The following is a 19,002-nucleotide window of genomic DNA, read 5'->3' as shown; positions in this document are numbered from 1 at the left end:
ACCCCGAGCCGGGCACAGCGCCGACGTGCCTGGCCGACACAATGAGTCGGTGCACCCCACGAACCACGTCCACGACGGCCACCCGCTGCAGCTGTGGGTGAGCCCCACACCGTGGCGGGCCATCTCCTCGGCCCCGCTGGGCGGTGGCGTCGGGCTCCGCGGCTGGGTGGTCAACGCGACCGTGCCCGCCGACTACGGCCGCACCGACCCGGAGGCGCACCTGCGCGAGATCGCCGAGCACCTCGGGCTCGGCGGGCCCGGCGTCGGGCTGCTCACCGCGGTGGACGTGCGCGCCGCCGTCACCGTGGAGCAGGACGGGGTGGTGGTCACCGCCACCACCGGGGTGGGCGCCCCCACCTGGGCGGCCGCGGGCGCCGCGGCGGTGCCCTACCGGCCGGGCACCATCAACGTGGTGGTGCAGCTGCCCGTGGCGCTCACCGACGCGGCGCTGGTGAACCTGGTGGGCACCGTCACCGAGGCCAAGACGCAGGCGATGCTCACCTTCGGGGTGGCCGGCACCGGCACCGCCACCGACACCGTCACCGCCCTGTGTCCTCCGCCAGCACTGTGTCCACCAGCCCCGTGCCCGCCGGCCCCCGAGCACGACGGAGCGGGTGCGCCCGAGGTGTTCGGGGGCACCCGCTCCGTGTGGGGATCACGCACGGCCAGCGCGGTGTTCGACGCGGTGACCGCGGGGCTGGTGGTGGACCGAGCCCGGATCGACGCGCTGGCCGCGCAGGGCTACCAGCCCTGGCCGGTCTGACCCGGCTGGCCATACCCTGGCTGGCCGTAGCCCTGCTGGCCGTAGCCCTGCTGGCCATAGCCCTGGCCCGGGTTGGTCGGGGCCACCGGCAGCACGACGGTGTGCACCATCTTGTCCGCCAGCGTCTGCCGCTTGTCGTCCCACAGCGGGAAGAGCCAGCCGACGTAGCAGATCAGCGAGTCCACGATGTGCGCCAGCTGGCGGACGAAGGCCATCCCGCCGCCGATCGGCCGCCCGGTGCGCTCGTCGACCAGCTGGGTGCCGGCCCACCGCTTGCCCAGGCTCTGGCCCGTGCTGCCCTGCAGGATGAAGGAGTTCCAGATGACGAAGCCCAGGAACGCCGCGAAGACGACCAAGGCGAGCAGGGTGCCCACTGCGCCGCCGATGGCTAACTCAGCGATCCTGAACAGGATGTTGAAGGCCATGCCGGGTGCGATGAAGTCGACCAGTGCCCCCTGCGCGCGGAGCGGCCACGACGCGTAGGCGTCGGGGTTGGGCGCCGGGTAGCCGTACCCCGCGGGCGGGTAGGCCTGCTGGCCGTAGCCGGCGCTCTGGTCCCAGCCCTGCTGGCCGTACCCCGCAGGCGGGTAGGCCTGCTGCCCGTAGCCGGCGCCCTGGTCCCAGCCCTGCTGGCCGGGGCCGGCGTTCTTGTCCCAGGCGGGCTGTCCCTGCCCACCCTGCTGGTACGCCCCGGAGCCCGACGTCGGGTCCTGCTCCGACGGGGGGCCGTAGGACTTGTCGCTCATGTGACTCCTCTGGTGGGCAAGCGCGCGCGAGTGATCGCGGTACGTTAACCCGCCGGGACGCCACTCGGTGCCGAGCGTCCCGGCGTGGCACCGTGCCCCGAGGACACGAATCCCGTGCCGCGGCAACCCCGCTCGTGCGCGCCCGGCACAGCCGCAACCGACTGGCGGTTGCTCAGAGCTTCTCGCTGAGGAACCCCAGCAGGTCGTGGCGGGTGATCACCCCGACGGGCTTGCCGTCGTCGATGACCATCAGCGCGTCCGTCTCCGTCAGCGCCGCGGTGGCCTCGGCCACCGGCTCGCCCGCCCCGATCAGCGGCAGCGCGGGGCTCATGTGCTTGGCCACCGGGTCAGCCAGGTGCGCACGACCGGCGAACACCGCGTCCAGCAGGTCGCGCTCGCTGACGCTGCCGGCCACCTCGCCCACCATCACCGGCGGCTCCGCGCCCACCACCGGCATCTGGGAGACGCCGTACTCACGGAGGATCTCGATGGCGTCGCGCACGGTCTCCTGCGGGTGCGTGTGCACCAGCGCGGGCATCGCGCCGGACTTGGCCCGCAGCACGTCGCCCACCCGGGTCTGCACGGTGTGCCCGTCCAGCGGGCTGCGCAGGAAGCCGTAGGAGGACATCCACTCGTCGTTGAAGATCTTGCCCATGTAGCCGCGCCCACCGTCGGGCAGCAGCACCACGATGACGTCGTCCGGGCCGGCGCGCTCAGCCACCCGCAGCGCCGCCACCACGGCCATGCCGCAGGAGCCGCCGACGAGCAGCCCCTCCTCGCGGGCCAGCCGCCGCGTCATCTCGAAGGAGTCGGCGTCGCTGACCGCGATGATCTCGTCGGGGATGGACGGGTCGTAGGCGCTGGGCCAGAAGTCCTCCCCCACGCCCTCCACCAGGTACGGCCGACCCGAGCCGCCGGAGTACACCGAGCCCTCCGGGTCCGCGCCGATCACGCGGACCTTTCCGCCGGAGACCTCCTTGAGGTAGCGACCGGTCCCGGTGATGGTGCCGCCGGTGCCCACTCCGGTGACGAAGTGGGTGACCTTGCCGTCGGTGTCGTTCCAGATCTCCGGACCGGTGGTCTCGTAGTGGCTCAGCGGACCCATCTCGTTGGAGTACTGGTCCGGCTTCCAGGCGCCGTCGATCTCCCGAACCAGTCGGTCGGAGACGCTGTAGTAGCTGTCCGGGTGCTCCGGGGGCACCGCGGTCGGGCACACCACGACCTCCGCGCCGTAGGCCCGCAGCACGTTCTGCTTGTCCTCGCCCACCTTGTCCGGGCAGACGAACACGCAGTGGTAGCCGCGACGCTGGGCGACCAGGGCCAGGCCGACCCCGGTGTTGCCCGAGGTGGGCTCCACGATGGTGCCGCCGGGCTTGAGCGCGCCGGAGGCCTCGGCGGCGTCCACCATGCGGACGGCGATCCGATCCTTCACGGAGCCACCAGGGTTGAGGTACTCCACCTTGGCGGCGACCAGGGGCACCAGGCCGTCGGTGACGGAGGTCAGCCGGACGAGGGGGGTGTTGCCCACGAGGTCGACGATGTGTTCGGCGATGCGCATGACCCCATCGTGTCAGGTCGCCCCGTGGGCCGGGTCTGCAGACCGGCACCGAGGTATACCGTGCTCGCGAGACGACCGCCGACAGAGGGGAGCAGCGTGGCCCGGACACGACGAATCTCCGTCGCGGCGGTGGTCACTGCTTCCTCGGCGGGCACGGCCTACCGCCTGCTGATCGAGCAGTCCAAGCACGCCCGCCGCAAGATCGGCCCACCCCGTTCCCTCGCCCCGCGCGCCGACGGCGTGTACCAGCCGCAGGCCACCGAGCCCTGCCCCGGCGGCGCGGTGCTCGACCCGGACGCCGGGCCGGGCACGGACGTGCTGACGCTCGGGTTGTTCGGAGACTCCACCGCCGCCGGCCTGGGGTGCGCCACCGCGGCCGAGCTCCCCGGCGTGCGGCTGGCCCGCGGCCTCGCCGACGAGACCGGTCGCCCGGTGCGGCTGCACACCTACGCCGTGGTCGGCGCCAACTCCACCACCCTGGACGACCAGATCTCCCGGGCGCTGTCCGAGCAGGGCGGCCGCGCCCCGGACGCCGCGGTCATCTTCATCGGCGCCAACGACGTCACCTCCAAGCAGTCGGTGCAGGCCTCGGCGGACCGCCTCGGCGCGGCGGTGGCCCGGCTGCGCGGGCACGGCACCGCCGTCGTCGCCGGCACCTGCCCCGACCTGGGCGCTGTCCGTCCCATCCCCCAGCCGCTGCGCAGCGTGGTGCGCTCCTGGAGCCTGCGGCTGGCCAAGGCGCAGAGCGTGGCCATCACCGCCGCCGGAGGCTGCGCCGTGCCGCTGGCCGACCTGCTCTCCCCCGAGTTCCTCACCCGCCCCGAGGTCTTCTTCTCCGCCGACCAGTTCCACCCCTCGGCGGCCGGCTACGAGGCAGCGGCCACCCTGATGCTGCCGGCGTTGTGCTCCGAGCTGGGCCTGTGGGGTGGGCCGCCGCTGGCCGAGCTCCCCCTTCGCTCGGTCACCGCCGAGGCGCGGCGCCCCACCTCGCGGCTCACCGCCGCGCTGAACCAGAACCTCGACCAGCGGGCGCGAACCGGGGGACGGTGGGCCACAGAGCTGTTGCGCAGGGCCGATGTCCAGCGCCGTGGCGAGGCGCTCCCCACCGACCAGTAACCTCTCGGCAGGTAGCTCAACACGCCGACAGAGGAGTTCTCCCATGCCCGAGGCCGTCATTGTTTCCACTGCACGCTCCCCGATCGGGCGAGCGTTCAAGGGATCGCTGGCCAGCGTTCGTCCCGATGACCTTGCGACGCAGATGGTGGCCGCTGCCCTCGCCAAGGTCCCTGAGCTCGACCCCACCACGATCGACGACCTGCTGCTCGGCTGTGGCCAGCCCGCGGGTGAGTCCGGCTTCAACATGGCGCGCATGGTCGCCATGCAGCTGGGCTACGACGGCCTGCCCGGCACCACGGTGAACCGGTACTGCTCCTCCTCGCTGCAGACCACCCGCATGGCGATGCACGCCATCAAGGCCGGCGAGGGCGACGTCTTCATCTCCGCCGGCGTCGAGAGCGTCTCCAGCTTCGTCCGCGGCAACGCCGACTCCTGGCCGGACACCCACAACCCGCTGTTCGCCGACGCCGAGGCCCGCACCGCCAAGAGCGCCGAGGGCGGCGCCGGGGCGTGGCAGGACCCCCGCGAGAACGGCCTCATCCCGGACGCCTACATCTCCATGGGCCAGACCGCGGAGAACGTCGCCTCCTACACCGGCATCAGCCGCGAGGAGCAGGACCGCTGGGGCGTGCGCAGCCAGAACCGCGCGGAGGAGGCCATCAACAGCGGCTTCTTCGAGCGGGAGATCACCCCGGTGACCCTGGCTGACGGCACCGTGGTCAGCAAGGACGACGGCCCCCGCGCCGGCACCACCTACGAGAAGATCTCCCAGCTCAAGCCGGTGTTCCGTCCGGACGGCGTGGTCACCGCCGGCAACGCCTGCCCGCTCAACGACGGTGCTGCCGCCCTGGTGATCATGAGCGACACCAAGGCCAAGGAGCTCGGCCTGACCCCGCTGGCGCGCATCGTGTCCACCGGCGTCTCCGGCCTCTCCCCGGAGATCATGGGCCTGGGCCCGATCGAGGCCACCCGCCGGGCGCTGAAGCTGGCCGGCATGAGCATCGACGACATCGACCTCGCCGAGATCAACGAGGCCTTCGCGGTGCAGGTCATCGGCTCCGCTCGTGAGCTGGGCCTGGACGAGGAGAAGCTCAACGTCTCCGGTGGCGCCATCGCCATCGGCCACCCGTTCGGCATGACCGGTGCACGCATCACCACCACGCTGCTCAACAACCTGTCCTCCCGGGACAAGAGCATCGGCCTGGAGACCATGTGCGTCGGCGGCGGCCAGGGCATGGCCATGGTGATCGAGCGCCTCAGCTGATCACCCGCTAGACACCGAGAAGGGCCCGGCAGCGCTGCTGCCGGGCCCTTCTCGTCGCTCCGGTGGGAGCGGGTTGGTGCTAGTCGTTCTGGAAGTAGCTGAGCAGGCGCAGGATCTCCAGGTACAGCCACACCAGGGTGACGGTCAGGCCCAGGGCCACGCCCCACGCGGCCTTCTCCGGCGCGCCCGCGCGGATGAGCTGGTCGGCCTGGTCGAAGTCCAGCAGGAAGCTGAACGCGGCGACCGCGATGCAGATCAGGCTGAAGCCGATGGCCAGGGCCCCACCGTCGCGCAGGCCCATCTCCAGGCCGAACAGCGACCCCACCAGGTTGGCCACCATGAGCACCAGGATGCCGATCATGGCGCCCACGATCATCCGGGTGAGCTTGGGGGTCACGCGGATGGCCCCGGTGCGGTAGACGATGAGCATGCCGGCGAAGACACCGACGGTGCCGATCACCGCCTGCCCCACGATGGCGCTGCCGAAGAGGTCGGCGAAGACGAAGGAGATGGCCCCGATGGCCACACCCTCCGCAGCTGCGTAGGACAGCACGATGCCCGGGTTCATCTTGCGGCCGAAGGTGGCCACCAGCACGAGCACCAGCGCGATCACCACGCCGCCGATGGCCAGCGGGGTGACCAGGTCGGGGTTGGCCGCACACACCAGCGCGGAGATGATCCCGGCCACGGTGAGCACGCCCAGGGTCATGCCGGTCTTCACCACGACGTCGTCGATGGTCATCGCCCGCTCGGTGGAGAACGGCTGCGCCGGCTGTGGCTGGCCGTACGGCTGCTGGCCGTAGGGGGCCTGGCCGTAGGGCTGCTGCTGGCCGTACGGGGCCTGGCCGTAGGGCTGCTGCTGGCCGTAGGGGGCCTGGCCGTAGGGGGCCTGGCCGGTCTGGGGCGCCGCGCCGGACCCGAACGTTGCGTACCCGTTCCTGTCCTTGGGCAGGGTGCGGAATACCGGGTTGCTGCTGGTGCGCACGATGTGTTCCCTTCTTGCGGGATGAGTAGCGACGGGCAACAGCCCGTTTGCAGGAGTAACGCGTCTCAACGGTACAAGGTTCCCGGCACGGACGAGACAAATCGGACGCTGACCGGGCGAGGAGCCGGTGGACCTTTGTACCGTCGGTGCATGACGACGGATCCGGAGCTGCTCGAGCACATCCTCGACCAGCTCGCCCCGCTGCCGGTGACCACCCGGCCCCTGTTCGGGGGGCACGCGCTGTACCTCAACGGGACGATCCCGGCGTTCGTCACCGACGACACGCTCAGCCTGAAGATCACCGAGCTCGTCGACGACCGGCTCACCGATGACCTCAAGGGTGAGCTGTTCCCGGGGTCCAAGCCGTACTGGCGCATCCCCCGTGAGCTGCTCGAGGACCACGACTGGCTGCAGGGCGTGGTCGCGGAGACCGCGGCGCGCGTGCCGCCGCCCAAGCCCCGCAAGCCGCGCGGGACGGGGCGGCGAGGCGCGTGACGCGCCGACCGCGTGCCCTCGGTGCCCCCGGTCGGAGTCGAACCGACACCGGTAACCCTTTTAAGGGGTCTGCCTCTGCCAGTTGGGCCACGGGGGCGAGCGCCGCGCGAGTGTGCCGCGCGGCGTGCGTGCGGAACTCTAGCTGGCGGCGGCCCGGTCGAACTCGGCCTTGGGGTCGTGGATCTGGCCGAGCGCGACCACCTCGCGGCGCAGCAGCAGCGCCTCGGTCCAGTCGATGAGCACCCGCACCTTGCGGTTGAAGGTGGGCATCCGGCTGAGGTGGTAGGTGCGGTGCATGAACCAGGCCGGCACCCCCTTGAGCTTGATGCCGTAGACGTCGGCGACGCCCTTGTACAGGCCCAGGCTGGCCACCGACCCGACGTACTTGTGCTCGTAGGGGGTGGCGTCCTTGCCGCGCAGCCCGGCGACGACGTTGTCCGCCAGCACCCGGGCCTGGCGCACGGCGTGCTGCGCCGACGGGCTGCAGGTGGCGCCGGAGTCCTGCTCGAGCTTGGACAGGTCGGGGACCGCGGAGCAGTCGCCGGCGCTGTAGGCGTCCGAGCGGCCGGCCACCTGCAGCGCCGTGGTGCAGCGCACCCGCCCGCGCTCGTCCAGGGGCAGGTCGGTCTTGGCGAGCATCGGGTTGGCCTTGACCCCTGCGGTCCACACGATGGTGCCGGTGGGGAACTCGGTGCCGTCGGACAGCCGCACGTTGCCGTCGACCATCGACTCCACCCGGGTGTCCAGGTACACCTGGATGCCGCGCTCGGTGAGCCGCTGCACCGTGTAGACGCCCAGCTTGGGGCTCACCTCGGGCATCACCCGGTTGGTGGCCTCCACCAGCACCCAGCGCATCTCCGAGGGCTTGATCTCCTGGTGGTAGCGCAGGGCGTAGCGGGCCATGTCCTCCAGCTCCGCCAGCGCCTCGATGCCGGCGTACCCGCCACCGATGACCACGAAGGTCAGCAGCTTCTGCCGGCCCACTGGGTCGGTGGTGGTGGCAGCGGTGTCCAGCCGGGACAGCACGTGGTTGCGCAGGTAGATGGCCTCGCCCACGGTCTGGAAGGAGATGCCCTGCTCAGCCAGACCCGGGATGGGCAGCGTGCGGGCGATGGAACCCGGCGACATCACCAGGATGTCGTACTCGATGGTGGAGGTGTCGCCCTCCGGGGTGGAGACCCAGGCGGTGCGCTGGGAGTGGTCGACCTTGTCCACCCGCGCGGTGACCACCTTGCACTTGCGCAACGCCTTGCGCAGCGGCACCACCACGTGGCGCGGCTCGATGGAGCCGGCCGCCGCCTCGGGCAGGAACGGCTTGTAGGTCATGTGCGGCTGCGGGTCCACCACGGTGATCTGGGCCTCGGACCGACGCAGCTTCTTCTGCAGGCGCAGCGCGGTGTACATGCCGACATAGCCGCCGCCGACGATGAGGATCCGGGCTGGCTTCGCGTTGCTCACGCGTAGATCCTCGCACCGTCCACACTGGTCCGAGCAGGCAGGTCAGCGAGGCGCCGCCGGATGGAGCAACCTCCCGGCCAGGCACTCAGGCGATGGAGAGCGCGATGCCGTCCAGGATGTCGTGCTCGCTGACCACCAGCTCGGTGATGCCCGCCCGCTCGGCCAGCTCCTCGGCGAGCACCCGGGTGATGATGGCGCCACCACCGATGACGTCCGCGCGGCCCGGGTGCATGGGGGGCAGCTCCATCCGCTGGGTGCTGCTGCGGGCGGTCAGGTCGGTGCACACCTCGCGCACCCGCTCCAGCGGGGTGCGGGAGAGGTGGATGAGGTCGCGGTCGTAGGCGGGCAGCTCGTGGCTGACCGCGGCGATGGTGGTCATGGTGCCGGCCACCCCCACCCACGTGCGGGCCTTGGCCACCGGCACCGCGGCGAAGCCCTCCGCCAGCACGTCCCGGACCACCTGCTCGGCGGCGTGGACCTGCTCCGCCGTGGGTGGGTCGTCGGGCAGGCAGCGCTCGGTGAGCCGGACGCAGCCGATGTTGGTGGAGAAGGCCGCCTGCACGCCGTCGGCGTCGCCCAGCACCAGCTCGGTGGAACCACCACCGAGGTCGACCACCAGGAACGGGCCCTCGTCCGGGTCGAGCTCGCCCACCGCCCCGGCGAAGCTCAGGCGGGCCTCCTCGTCACCGGTGATCACCTCGGCGTCCACGCCCAGCACACCGCGGACCATGGCGAAGAAGTCCTCCCGGTTGGCCGCGTCCCGGGTGGCGGAGGTGGCAACCATGCGCACCCGCTGCACACCCTTGCGCGCCATGACGCCCGCGTACTCCACCAGCGCCACCCGGGTGCGCTCGATCGCCTCCGGCGCCAGCCGACCGGTGCGGTCGACGTCCTGACCCAGGCGCACCACCCGCATGTCGCGGTGCACGTCCCGCAGGTCACCACCGGGTGACACGTCGGCCACCAGGAGCCTGATGGAGTTGGTGCCGCAGTCGATTGCTCCGACCCTGCTCACCGAGCTCTCCTCCCACCCACGGTGCTCGTCACACGCACGGTCCCTTGCGCCACCACTCGCCGATCCGCTCCAGCGCCTCGTCACCCAGCGGGTTGACGCCGGGCCCCTTGGCCAGCGAGTGCGCCACCAGCACGTGCAGGCACTTCACCCGGTCCGGCATGCCGCCCGCGGTCACCTTCGTGCCCAGCGGCTCGATGGCGTCACGCTCGGCCAGGTAGCTGTCGTGGGCACGCTGGTAGGCCGCGGCCAGCTCGGGGTCCTCCCCCAGCCGCTCGGTCATCTCCCGCATGACGCCCTCGGACTCCAGCGTGCTGCAGGCCGCGCTGAGCCGGGGGCAGGTGAGGTAGTACAGGGTGGGAAACGGCGTGCCGTCGGGCAGCCGCGGCGCCGTGGTCACCACGGTGGGCTTGCCGCAGCGGCACCGCGCGGCGATGGCCAGCACGCCGCGCGGCTCGCGCTTGAGCTGGGCGTGCACCGCCTCCAGGTCAGCGGTGCTCACGCTGCTCGGGTCCACGTCTGCTGCCTCGTCCTCTGCTGGTTCGCTATCAGTTGTGTCGCTGCCGGTCGTGTCGCTGCCGGTCGTGTCGCTGTCTGGTGGTTCGCGGTCTGCTGGTTCGCCGTCGGTGGGGAAGCTGGTCACCGCGGTGCTCCCGCGGGCTGGTTGACCGAGGCCCACAGCGCCGCGTACCAGTCGGTGCTGGGCGGGCTCACCGGGTTCTCCGCGGCCTCGGCACGCTCGGCGTCGCCGGGCAGCTGCACCTGGTACGGCGTCTCGCCCGGCCGGACGTAGCGCAGCCGCTCCCGGGCCTGCGACTGCACGTAGGCCGGGTCGTCCAGCCGGAGCCGCTGCTGCTGCAGGTCGGCGACCTGGTTGCGCAGCTCCTCCCGCTGGGCCACCGTCTCGGCCAGCTGCTGACGCTGGCCGACGTAGGTGCGCAGCGGCACCGCGAGGGTCAGGGCGAGACCACACACCACCAGGGCCAGCACCGCGGCCCGGCGGGTGGACAGGCTCAGCCGAAGGCCGAGTCCCGTCCGCGCGCGGGCCGTCCGCTCGGTGCTGGTCCGGCTGGTGCGCGAGGTGCGTCCCGCCCTGCCCCTCGCCACGTCAGCCCTCGATGCGGAAGCGCGGGAAGGCGAGGTCGCCGGCGAAGCGGGCGGCGTCGCCCAGGGTCTCCTCGATGCGCAGCAGCTGGTTGTACTTGGCCACGCGCTCGCTGCGGGCGGGGGCACCGGTCTTGATCTGACCACACCCGGTGGCCACGGCCAGGTCGGCGATGGTGGTGTCCTCGGTCTCGCCGGAGCGGTGGCTCATCATGCAGCGGTAGCCCGAGCTGTGCGCCATGGTGACCGCGTCCAGGGTCTCGCTGAGCGTGCCGATCTGGTTGACCTTGACCAGCAGCGCGTTGGCGGCGCCCTTGAGGATGCCGTCCTCCAGGCGCTCGGGGTTGGTGACGAACAGGTCGTCGCCGACCAGCTGCACCTGGTCGCCCAGCTGGGTGGTGAGCGCGACCCAGCCGTCCCAGTCGTCCTCGCTCAGCGGGTCCTCGATGGAGACCAGCGGGTAGTCGCGGACGAGGTCGGCGTAGAAGGCCGACATCTGCTCGGCGCTGCGGACCTGTCCCTCGAAGGCGTAGCCCTCGGCGGAGTGGAACTCGGTGGCGGCCACGTCCAGGGCGAGCGCCACGTCGGTGCCCAGGGTGAAGCCCGCCGCGCTGACCGCCTCGGCGATGACCTCGAGGGCCTCCTTGGTGCCCGCGACGTTGGGGGCGAAGCCACCCTCGTCGCCCAGGCCGGTGGACATGCCCTTGCTCTTGAGCACCGACTTCAGCGCGTGGTAGACCTCGGTGCCCCAGCGCAGGGACTCGCGGAAGCTGGCGGCACCGATCGGCGCGACCATGAACTCCTGCACGTCCACGCCGGTGTCGGCGTGCGCGCCACCGTTGAGGATGTTCATCATCGGCACCGGCAGGACGTGGGCGTTGGGGCCGCCGACGTAGCGGAACAGGTCCAGGCCGGAGGAGTCGGCCGCGGCGCGGGCCACGGCGAGGGACACGCCGAGCAGGGCGTTGGCCCCGAGGCGGGACTTGTCCGGCGTGCCGTCCAGGTCGACCAGCTTCTGGTCCACGATGCGCTGCTCGACGGCCTCGATGCCGACCAGCTCCGGGCCGATCTCGTCGAGGACCGCGCGCACGGCCTTCTGCACACCCTTGCCGCCGTAGCGGGAGCCCCCGTCGCGCAGCTCCACCGCCTCGTGCTCACCGGTGGACGCGCCCGAGGGCACGGCCGCGCGGGAGAAGGTGCCATCGTCCAGCGCCACCTCCACCTCCACGGTGGGGTTGCCGCGCGAGTCCAAGATCTCGCGCGCTCCGACCTGTTCAATGACGGCCACGGGTGTGTCTCCTCAACGCGATTGACGGCAAAGTGACCCCCAGCGTATCGGCCCCGCAGGCCCGCCCGAGCGCGGCACGCGGGAGCGGGTCCCGCCGGTCAGCGTCGGGTGCGCACCAGCCGTCGATCAGTCCAGCGCAGCGCGGGCGTAGCTGTCGGCGCCGGTGAACACGTCCTGCACGTAGGCGTTGGACAGGTTGTAGCTGAGGATGGCCCGCCACCAGTCCTCGCCGTTGGTGAGGTTGCGTCCGCCGACGCACAGGTAGCGCCCGGCGGCCACGGCCGCGTCGTCGATGTTCTGCGGGTCGGCGATCCGGTCGCCGTTGCCGTCGGCCTTCCAGCGCGCCCAGGTGGTGGGGATGAACTGGAAGGGACCGACCGCGCGGTCCCAGGTGGTGTCGGCGTCGAGCGCCCCGCCGTCGGTGTCCGGGATGGCCTGCACGTTGGGCCCGCCGTCCAGGGGGATGCCGATGATCGGCACGGACGAGCGACCGTCGGCCTGCAGCACACGGCCGTTGTAGCGACCGTGGTTGCTCTCCACCCGGGCGATGCCGGCCAGCGTGGTCCAGGAGAGCTTGCAGCGCGGCTGCTCCTTGGCCAGCACGTTCTGGGCGTTGCCGTAGGCCTGCAGCGCGCGGGCCGGCACGTCGATGCGCCTGGCCAGCCCCGCGGCCCAGGCCGAGTAGGGCGAGAGCCCCGCGGGCACGGTGGAGGCCTGCGGCTCCGGAGCGGCGGGCCGGGGGGCGGGCACCGCCGTCGTGGGCCGGGGCTGGTTGGGCACCGGCTGGACCGGCGCCGGCTGGTTGGGCGCAGGCTGGTTGGGCACGGGGTCGGCCACCGGGGCGCCTGGCTCAGCGGCCGGGGCGGGCAGCGCGGCGTTCTGCGGCGGGAGCGGCGCGGTGGCCGGGGCGTCGGCGTTGACGGGCACCGAGGCGGGATCGCTGCTCAGGCTGCCGTCCACCGCCACCGGGGCCAGCGCCTCCACCACGGGACGGGTGCTGCCGCTGGTCGAGGTGACGGCCTGGGCGCCCACCACAGCACCGACCAGGAGCCCCACCGCTACCAGGGCCACCAGGACGCGTGCCAGGTATCCGCGTGCTCTCACGAGAAGTCCAACGGTCCATCCCCCGTTAAGTTACGCCGACGAACCATTCGTGCTGGTCACCGACTCCCCTGTCGCTACTCCACCACCCCGACCGCGTAGCCGGCCGCGTTCTGCAGCACCTGGTTGGCGTAGACCGCCGACCGGTTGTAGGTGAACAGCGCTGATCGCCACCCGTCCGCGGAGCCCATGTCGGCCCCGGTGGAGCACAGGTAGCGGGCCGCTGCCATGGCCGCGTCGTTGACGTTGTTCGGATCGGCCACCCCGTCGCCGTTGGCGTCGGCTCCCCACCGCTGCCAGGTCTCCGGGATGAACTGCATGGGGCCGACCGCCCGGTCCACGGCGGTGTCGCCGTCCAGCACCCCCTCGTCGGTGTCCGCGATCTCCTGCACCCCCGGCGAGCCGTCCAGCGGGATCCCGATGATGGCCGGCCGGGCCGTGCCCGCCAGGTCGAGCCGGGCGCCGCCGTAGCTGCCGTGGCGCGACTCCACCGAGCCGATCCCCGCCAGCGTGGTCCAGCCGAGCGAGCACTGGGGGCGGGCCGCCGCCTGGCTGGCCGCGGCGTAGCCGTAGGCCTGCAGCGCCAGCGCGGGCACTCCGACGGACGTGGACAGGCGCTGCGCCCACTCGGCGAGCTGCGGGTGCGCGCCGACGGGCAGCGCCAGGTCGAGGGCGGGCACCGGTGCCCCGGGGGCGGGCGGCGCCTCCGCGCGCACGCGCCGGTCCATCATGTTGGAGCTGGTGAGGGCGGAGAACCAGCTGACGAGCGCCGCGGCCGCCAGCACGGTGACCAGCAGCAGCGCCAGCGAACCGACCACGGGGCGCATCGATCGTCGTCGTCGAGCTCTGCGCGCCACCACACCATGGTGCCTGATCTGCCGGTGGGCACGCGCTCGCACGGCAGCACGGCCTCCTCGTCGGTACCTTCGGGTAAGCCTTGCCTTGCCTCACCTGGGGAGAGTCGATGCTCGTCAGCAACGCGTTGATCGGCCTGCGGGAGGGCCTCGAGGCGGCGATCGTCGTGCTCATCCTGGTGGCGTTCCTCGTCAAGACCGACCGCAGCTCCGCTCTGCGCTGGGTGTGGCTGGGCGTCGGCGCGGCCGTGCTCCTCAGCGTGGCGGTGGGCGCGGCCCTGCACTACGGCACCTCCGAGCTGTCCTTCACCGCCCAGGAGGCAGTGGGCGGGTTCGCCTCCATCGTGGCGGTCGCCTTCGTCACCTGGATGGTGCTGTGGATGCGCACCGCGGCGCGCTCGCTGTCCGGCACGCTCCGGGCGGGCATGGAGACGGCGCTGCGGGCCGGCCCGGTCGCGGTGGCCGTGATGGCGTTCCTCGCGGTCGGCCGAGAGGGTCTGGAGACGGCGCTGTTCTTCTTCTCCAGCGTCCAGGCGGCCAACGGCGGCACCGCCCAGCCGCTGCTGGGGTTCGCCCTCGGCCTCGCGACGGCGGTCCTCCTCGGCTACCTGATGTACCGCGGCGCCGTGCGGATCAACCTCAGCCGCTTCTTCACCGTCACCGGCGTCCTGCTCGTCGTCGTGGCCGCCGGCATCCTCGCCTACGGCGTGCACGACCTGCAGGAGGCCGGCATCCTGCCGGGACTGAACACCCTGGCGTTCGACGTCAGCGCCCACGTTCGGCCGGACTCCTGGCTGGGCACCCTGCTCAAGGGCATCTTCAACTTCTCCCCCGCCACCACCGTGCTCGAGGCGGTGGTCTGGGTGCTCTACGTGGTGATCGTGCTGACCCTGTTCCTGCGCCCCACCCGCAGCGCCGCCCCCACCCCCGCCACCGCCGCGCTCCGCTCGTGAGCGCGCCCCCGCCCCGGAAGGTGTCAGCCGTGCCTCGCACCCCCCTCGCCCGCCCTCTCTCGCTGGCCACTGCCCTCGTGCTCGTGCCGCTCGCCCTGGCCGGGTGCACCGCCAAGGCCGGCAGCAGTGCGCACGGCGTGGTCTCGGTCAAGGCCGGCGACAGCTCCTGCGAGGTCTCCACCACCAGCGCGAGCACCGGCAACACCACCTTCGAGGTGACCAACACCGGCAGCAAGACCACCGAGTTCTACCTCTACGCCGAGGGCGACCGGATCATGGGCGAGGTGGAGAACATCAGTCCCGGGCTCAGCCGACGGCTCATCGTGGAGGTGCCGCAAGCCGGCAGCTACACCACCGCCTGCAAGCCCGGCATGGTCGGCGACGGCATCCGCGGGGACTTCCTGGTCAGCGGGGACACCGTGCAGGGCGACACCGACACCAAGCTGGACGACGCCACCGACAGCTACCAGCGCTACGTCAACAGCCAGGCCGACGCGCTCACCGCCAAGACCGCCGAGTTCGTCGTCGCCGTCAAGGCCGGTGACGTGGCGCTGGCCAAGACGCTGTACCCGGTGGCCCGCACCTACTGGGAGCGCATCGAGCCGGTGGCGGAGAGCTTCGGCGACCTCGACCCGATCACCGACGGCCGCGAGGACGCCCTGGAGCCCGGCCAGGAGCTCACCGGCTGGCACCGCCTGGAGCGCGACCTGTGGCGCGACGGCCTGCAGCCGGACTCCGTGGCCATGGCCGACCAGCTGCAGACCAACGTCAACGAGGTGTCCACCCGGGCCCGCACCGTGGAGCTCTCCGCGCTGGAGATGGCCAACGGCGCCAAGGCCCTGCTGGACGAGGTGGCCACCGGCAAGGTGACCGGCGAGGAGGAGGCCTACTCGCACACCGACCTGTGGGACTTCCGCGCCAACATCGACGGCTCCGAGGCCGCGGTCGCGTCGCTGCGCCCGGTGCTGCAGGAGCGCAACCCCGACCTGGTCCCCACCCTCGACGCCCGCTTCGCCGCGGTGGACCAGGCCCTCACCGCGCTGCAGTCCGGGGACGGCTACGTGCTCTACGACCAGCTCACCCCCGAGCAGGTCAAGGACCTCTCCGACAAGGTGGACGCGCTGGCGGAGCCGCTGAGCAGCGTGGCCGGGACGGTCGCGGAGTGAGCACCCCGTCCCCGGGCGGGCGGTTCTCCCGGCGCCGGCTGCTGGGGCTCGGCGGCGCCGCGGTGGCCGCGGCCGGGGTCGGGGTGGTGGCTGGGCGGGAGACCGCCGGCGGGGCCACGGTGCCGGGCTCGGCCACGGTGGCCTTCCGCGGCAGCAGGCAGGCCGGGATCATCACCCCGGCCCAGGACCGGCTGCACTTCGTCGCCTTCGACGTCACCACCGACTCCCGCACCGAGCTGGTGGACCTGCTGCGGGAGTGGACCCAGGCGGCCGAGCGGATGACGGCCGGGCAGGAGGCGGTGCCGGACGGCGCCACCGGCGGCAAGGCCCACGCCCCGCCCGGGGACACCGGCGAGGCACTGGGCCTGCCCGCCTCCTCGCTCACCCTCACCATCGGCTTCGGCCCGTCGCTGTTCACGCACCCCGCCCAGGGGGATCGCTTCGGCATCGCCGGGCAACGCCCGGACCCGCTCACCGAGCTGCCGCGCTTTCCGCACGACCAGCTGGACCCGGCCCGCAGCGGGGGCGACCTCGCCATCCAGGCCTGCGCCGACGACCCGCAGGTGGCGGTGCACGCCATCCGCAACCTGGCCCGCATCGGGTTCGGGGTGGTGACGGTGCGCTGGTCGCAGCTGGGTTTCGGGCGCACCTCCTCCACCTCCACCACGCAGGCCACCCCCCGCAACCTGTTCGGGTTCAAGGACGGCACCCGCAACCTCAAGGCGGAGGACCCGGCGGCCCTGGACCAGCACGTGTGGGTGCAGCCCGGCGACGGACCGGCCTGGCTCAGCGGCGGGACCTACCTGGTGGCGCGGCGCATCCGGATGCAGATCGAGACCTGGGACCGCTCCTCGCTGAAGGAACAGGAGACCATCGTGGGGCGCACCAAGGGCTCGGGTGCACCGCTGGGCCAGGTGGACGAGTTCGACCCCGTCGACCTGGGCATCCGCGACTCGCGGGGGCCGGTCGTCCCGGTGGACTCACACGTGCGGCTGGCCTCGGCCGAGGAGCTCGGCGGCATCCAGCTGCTGCGGCGCGGCTACAACTTCACCGACGGCTCCGACGGGGTGGGCCACCTCGACGCGGGCCTGTTCTTCCTGGCCTGCTGCCGCAACCCGCAGACGCAGTTCGTGCCGATGCAGCTGGCGCTGGCCAGCAGGGACGCGATGACCGAGTACCTGGAGCACAACGGCTCCGCCGTGTTCGCCTGCCCACCGGGGCTGGGCAGCACCGACTACTGGGGCTCCACGCTGTTCGGCTGAGTCACCCGTGCCTGGGCCCAGTACCGCCGCCAGTCGGGCTCGGACAGCGCCGCGGGGTCGACGCCGTCGCCGCGCGCGGCGTCCTCGGCCGCCCGCACCTGCGCGGCGAAGCGCAGCGCTGCCCGGCGCAGGGTGTCCTCGGCGTCACCGCCGCCCACCGCCGCCAGCTCGGCGGGCACCAGGTCGGCGGGCAGGCCGGCACGGGTGGCGCGGGAGACCATCTTGGCCGCCAGGGCCAGCGCGGGCTGACCGGTGGCCACCCCCTCCACCGCCGAGTCGCGGCGCTTCTCCACCGCCTTGAGCTCCTCCCAGCGCAGCTGCTGCGCCGCGGAGTCGGCCACCCGCTCCACCGCGCCGTGGGCGGGGTCGGCGAACACGTGGGGATGGCGGTGCACCAGCTTGACCACCAGGGCCCGCGCCACGTCGTCGATGTCAAAGCCACCGTCGGCGGCGGGCTGCTCGGCGGCCACGCGGGCGTGGAAGAGCACCTGCAGCAGCACGTCGCCCAGCTCCTCGACCACGTGCACGGGCGCACCGGAGTCCAGCGCGTCCAGCAGCTCGTAGCACTCCTCCACCAGGTAGCGGCGCAGCGAGTCGTGGGTCTGCTCGGCGTCCCACGGGCAGCCGCCGGGCGAGCGCAGGCGGTCCATCACCGCCACCGCCTCCAGCAGCTGGGACCCGGTGGGCGGGTGGCTGCGCACCACCGCAGCACCGGCCTCCCGCCGCTGCAGCACCTGCGGGTGGGTCTCGTCGGAGCTGACCAGCACGGGGGCGTCGGCCACCACGGTGCACGCCGCCCGCACGGCGTCGGGCACGTCGGGGGTGCAGCTGACCGGGCCGCGCAGCAGGGCCAGCGCCGCCGCGGGCACGTCGTCGGGGCGCAGCGGATCGAGCAGCACCACGGTCGGCGCCTGCCCGGGGTCGGGCGCGCTCACGACCGCGGGCTGAAGACGACGGAGCGCGGGTCGGACTCGTTGACCACCTGGCCCTGGTACGGGTCCCAGGTGCCGTAGCGGGGATTCACCCGCACCTCGGGGTTGCCGGCCAGCTCCTGCAGCAGGGTGACGCCCAGGGCGTAGGTGGAGCTGGCCTGGGCCTGGCTGGCGTCCACGGCGTCGGCGGAGGTGGTCTTCGGCGCGGTGGTGGTGCGGCTGACGATGCGTGCGGCCTGCCACTGCTGGTCCAGCCGGAAGGCGATGCCGCTGCCCTCGGCGGCGGCGAACAGCGGGCTGCCCGCCAGTCCCTCCAGCACCGCCGGGCTCAGCGGGTAGCCGACCTGGGTCTGCTGGCCCTGGGCCTTCGCCTCGTCCACCACGGCGCGGGAGGACTCCGGGCTCTCCGCCATCCGCCGGGCCTTGGCCTCCGCGTCGGCCTGGTTGGTGGCGGTGGTGAGGTCGGCGACCACGGCGAGGCTGTCCCAGGAGGTGGCGCCCAGCTGGGCGATGACCAGCTGGTCGTGGACGAACTGCGGCAGCGTCTGCGGCGTGATGAAGGTGACGCCCTGCCCGTCCAGCACCTTGGGGTCGATCCTGGCCACCTGGTCAGCGATCGCCTGCTCGTCCACCGGCAGGTTGGTGCGCTGCACCGCCCGGGCGACCAGGGCGCGCTGGACCTCCCCGGAGAGCACCTGCTGGGTGATCGTGGGCAGCTGGTCGCGCACCGCGGCGTTCTCGGGTCCACCGCGGAAGGTGAGCACCGAGTCCACCTGGGACTGCAGCTGCTCCACGCTGATGCGGTCGTCGCCGACGGTGGCCGCGGCGCCGGGCAGCGTCGGACCTCCCCCACAGCCGGTCACGACCAGGGCGGCGGCAGCAGCGGCGAGAGCAAGAGCGGTCCGGCGGCGAGGTGCCCGCACGGGCTGGGAGACGGTCACGGGC

19 protein-coding genes and 1 tRNA gene are annotated in these 19,002 nt (G+C 72.6%); 7 read left to right on the top strand and 13 right to left on the bottom strand.

Translation table 11 applies throughout. The features are described 5' to 3' along the window. Positions 1 to 49: 49 nt before the first annotated feature. On the top strand, positions 50 to 763 hold the full coding sequence (locus AC3YNX_RS08425) for an adenosylcobinamide amidohydrolase (RefSeq protein WP_489995193.1): 714 nt from the start codon (positions 50 to 52) through the stop codon (positions 761 to 763). Here the strand turns inward: AC3YNX_RS08425 and AC3YNX_RS08420 are convergent. Further along, positions 742 to 1,509, bottom strand: coding sequence for an RDD family protein (locus AC3YNX_RS08420; protein ID WP_489995192.1), 768 nt, complete (start codon positions 1,507 to 1,509; stop codon positions 742 to 744). The two genes, AC3YNX_RS08425 and AC3YNX_RS08420, sit on opposite strands and share 22 nt — an antisense overlap. A gap of 172 nt (positions 1,510 to 1,681) precedes the next feature. Next, positions 1,682 to 3,067, bottom strand: coding sequence for a cystathionine beta-synthase (locus tag AC3YNX_RS08415; protein WP_127782177.1), 1,386 nt, complete (start codon positions 3,065 to 3,067; stop codon positions 1,682 to 1,684). 96 nt (positions 3,068 to 3,163) lie between these two features. On the opposite strand from AC3YNX_RS08415, the gene AC3YNX_RS08410 reads away from it, so the two are divergent. Then, positions 3,164 to 4,183: an SGNH/GDSL hydrolase family protein gene (locus AC3YNX_RS08410; protein ID WP_489995191.1), complete on the top strand. Its 1,020-nt coding sequence runs from the start codon at positions 3,164 to 3,166 to the stop codon at positions 4,181 to 4,183. A 43-nt stretch (positions 4,184 to 4,226) separates the two neighbouring features. Beyond that, entirely contained in the window at positions 4,227 to 5,447 is a 1,221-nt protein-coding gene (locus AC3YNX_RS08405) for an acetyl-CoA C-acetyltransferase (RefSeq protein ID WP_127782175.1), read from the top strand. A 79-nt stretch (positions 5,448 to 5,526) separates the two neighbouring features. Here the strand turns inward: AC3YNX_RS08405 and AC3YNX_RS08400 are convergent, their stop codons facing one another. Continuing rightward, the gene (locus AC3YNX_RS08400; protein WP_489995190.1) at positions 5,527 to 6,432 is read right to left on the bottom strand and encodes a Bax inhibitor-1/YccA family protein; all 906 of its coding nucleotides are present in this window, start codon (positions 6,430 to 6,432) and stop codon (positions 5,527 to 5,529) included. Positions 6,433 to 6,582: 150 nt separating this feature from the next. Between AC3YNX_RS08400 and AC3YNX_RS08395 the strand changes: the two genes are divergently transcribed. Beyond that, positions 6,583 to 6,927: a TfoX/Sxy family protein gene (locus tag AC3YNX_RS08395; protein WP_164860573.1), complete on the top strand. Its 345-nt coding sequence runs from the start codon at positions 6,583 to 6,585 to the stop codon at positions 6,925 to 6,927. A gap of 22 nt (positions 6,928 to 6,949) precedes the next feature. On the opposite strand, the gene AC3YNX_RS08390 is transcribed toward AC3YNX_RS08395, so the two are convergent. The 8 genes from AC3YNX_RS08390 to AC3YNX_RS08355 form a co-directional block, all read right to left on the bottom strand. Continuing rightward, positions 6,950 to 7,024 (bottom strand) — tRNA-Leu (locus AC3YNX_RS08390). A 41-nt stretch (positions 7,025 to 7,065) separates the two neighbouring features. Beyond that, complete coding sequence (locus tag AC3YNX_RS08385; RefSeq protein ID WP_241249712.1) at positions 7,066 to 8,385, bottom strand: NAD(P)/FAD-dependent oxidoreductase; 1,320 nt, start codon at positions 8,383 to 8,385, stop codon at positions 7,066 to 7,068. An 85-nt stretch (positions 8,386 to 8,470) separates the two neighbouring features. Beyond that, a complete protein-coding gene (locus tag AC3YNX_RS08380) occupies positions 8,471 to 9,400 on the bottom strand; it encodes a Ppx/GppA phosphatase family protein (protein WP_489995189.1) in 930 nt (309 codons plus the stop codon). A 28-nt stretch (positions 9,401 to 9,428) separates the two neighbouring features. Beyond that, positions 9,429 to 9,899: a DUF501 domain-containing protein gene (locus AC3YNX_RS08375; protein WP_241249710.1), complete on the bottom strand. Its 471-nt coding sequence runs from the start codon at positions 9,897 to 9,899 to the stop codon at positions 9,429 to 9,431. A 137-nt stretch (positions 9,900 to 10,036) separates the two neighbouring features. Next, positions 10,037 to 10,504 (bottom strand): FtsB family cell division protein, encoded by a 468-nt coding sequence (locus AC3YNX_RS08370; RefSeq protein ID WP_489995188.1) that lies wholly within the window; start codon positions 10,502 to 10,504, stop codon positions 10,037 to 10,039. A gap of 1 nt (position 10,505) precedes the next feature. After that, positions 10,506 to 11,789 (bottom strand): phosphopyruvate hydratase, encoded by a 1,284-nt coding sequence (gene eno / locus AC3YNX_RS08365; RefSeq protein ID WP_489983716.1) that lies wholly within the window; start codon positions 11,787 to 11,789, stop codon positions 10,506 to 10,508. A 126-nt stretch (positions 11,790 to 11,915) separates the two neighbouring features. Next, positions 11,916 to 12,893, bottom strand: a complete 978-nt coding sequence (locus tag AC3YNX_RS08360; RefSeq protein ID WP_489983715.1) for a lytic transglycosylase domain-containing protein — start codon at positions 12,891 to 12,893, stop codon at positions 11,916 to 11,918. Between the two features lie 74 nt (positions 12,894 to 12,967). Continuing rightward, positions 12,968 to 13,717 carry a lytic transglycosylase domain-containing protein gene (locus tag AC3YNX_RS08355; protein WP_127784646.1) on the bottom strand — a complete coding sequence of 250 codons (750 nt, stop codon included), beginning with the start codon at positions 13,715 to 13,717 and terminating at the stop codon, positions 12,968 to 12,970. Positions 13,718 to 13,854: 137 nt separating this feature from the next. On the opposite strand from AC3YNX_RS08355, the gene efeU reads away from it, so the two are divergent. The 3 genes from efeU to efeB are packed head-to-tail and all read left to right on the top strand — an operon-like array spanning position 13,855 to position 17,125. Next, the gene (gene efeU, locus AC3YNX_RS08350) at positions 13,855 to 14,697 is read left to right on the top strand and encodes an iron uptake transporter permease EfeU (protein WP_489995187.1); all 843 of its coding nucleotides are present in this window, start codon (positions 13,855 to 13,857) and stop codon (positions 14,695 to 14,697) included. A gap of 29 nt (positions 14,698 to 14,726) precedes the next feature. Further along, entirely contained in the window at positions 14,727 to 15,863 is a 1,137-nt protein-coding gene (efeO, locus tag AC3YNX_RS08345; RefSeq protein ID WP_489995186.1) for an iron uptake system protein EfeO, read from the top strand. Next, positions 15,860 to 17,125, top strand: coding sequence for an iron uptake transporter deferrochelatase/peroxidase subunit (efeB, locus tag AC3YNX_RS08340; protein WP_489995185.1), 1,266 nt, complete (start codon positions 15,860 to 15,862; stop codon positions 17,123 to 17,125). Before efeO ends, efeB begins: the two co-directional genes overlap by 4 nt. Here the strand turns inward: efeB and AC3YNX_RS08335 are convergent. Both AC3YNX_RS08335 and AC3YNX_RS08330 read right to left on the bottom strand, forming a co-directional pair. Beyond that, the gene (locus AC3YNX_RS08335) at positions 17,098 to 18,060 is read right to left on the bottom strand and encodes a nucleoside triphosphate pyrophosphohydrolase (protein WP_489995184.1); all 963 of its coding nucleotides are present in this window, start codon (positions 18,058 to 18,060) and stop codon (positions 17,098 to 17,100) included. The genes efeB and AC3YNX_RS08335 overlap by 28 nt on opposite strands. Further along, the gene (locus AC3YNX_RS08330) at positions 18,057 to 18,998 is read right to left on the bottom strand and encodes a SurA N-terminal domain-containing protein (protein WP_489995183.1); all 942 of its coding nucleotides are present in this window, start codon (positions 18,996 to 18,998) and stop codon (positions 18,057 to 18,059) included. Before AC3YNX_RS08330 ends, AC3YNX_RS08335 begins: the two co-directional genes overlap by 4 nt. Positions 18,999 to 19,002 lie beyond the last annotated feature (4 nt).

It is taken from the genome of Rhodococcus sp. Z13_19A (assembly GCF_058133575.1).
This window is presented reverse-complemented; position numbering and strand designations above follow the sequence as displayed.

What these genes read in the sequence shown, in the direction of transcription:
- AC3YNX_RS08420 (WP_489995192.1), bottom strand. Translation starts at nt 1,509, where the DNA reads ATGAGCGACAAGTCCTACGGCCCCCCGTCGGAGCAGGACCCGACGTCG.
- AC3YNX_RS08415 (WP_127782177.1), bottom strand. Translation starts at nt 3,067, where the DNA reads ATGCGCATCGCCGAACACATCGTCGACCTCGTGGGCAACACCCCCCTC.
- AC3YNX_RS08405 (WP_127782175.1), top strand. Translation starts at nt 4,227, where the DNA reads ATGCCCGAGGCCGTCATTGTTTCCACTGCACGCTCCCCGATCGGGCGA.
- AC3YNX_RS08395 (WP_164860573.1), top strand. Translation starts at nt 6,583, where the DNA reads ATGACGACGGATCCGGAGCTGCTCGAGCACATCCTCGACCAGCTCGCC.
- AC3YNX_RS08355 (WP_127784646.1), bottom strand. Translation starts at nt 13,717, where the DNA reads ATGCGCCCCGTGGTCGGTTCGCTGGCGCTGCTGCTGGTCACCGTGCTG.
- efeU (WP_489995187.1), top strand. Translation starts at nt 13,855, where the DNA reads ATGCTCGTCAGCAACGCGTTGATCGGCCTGCGGGAGGGCCTCGAGGCG.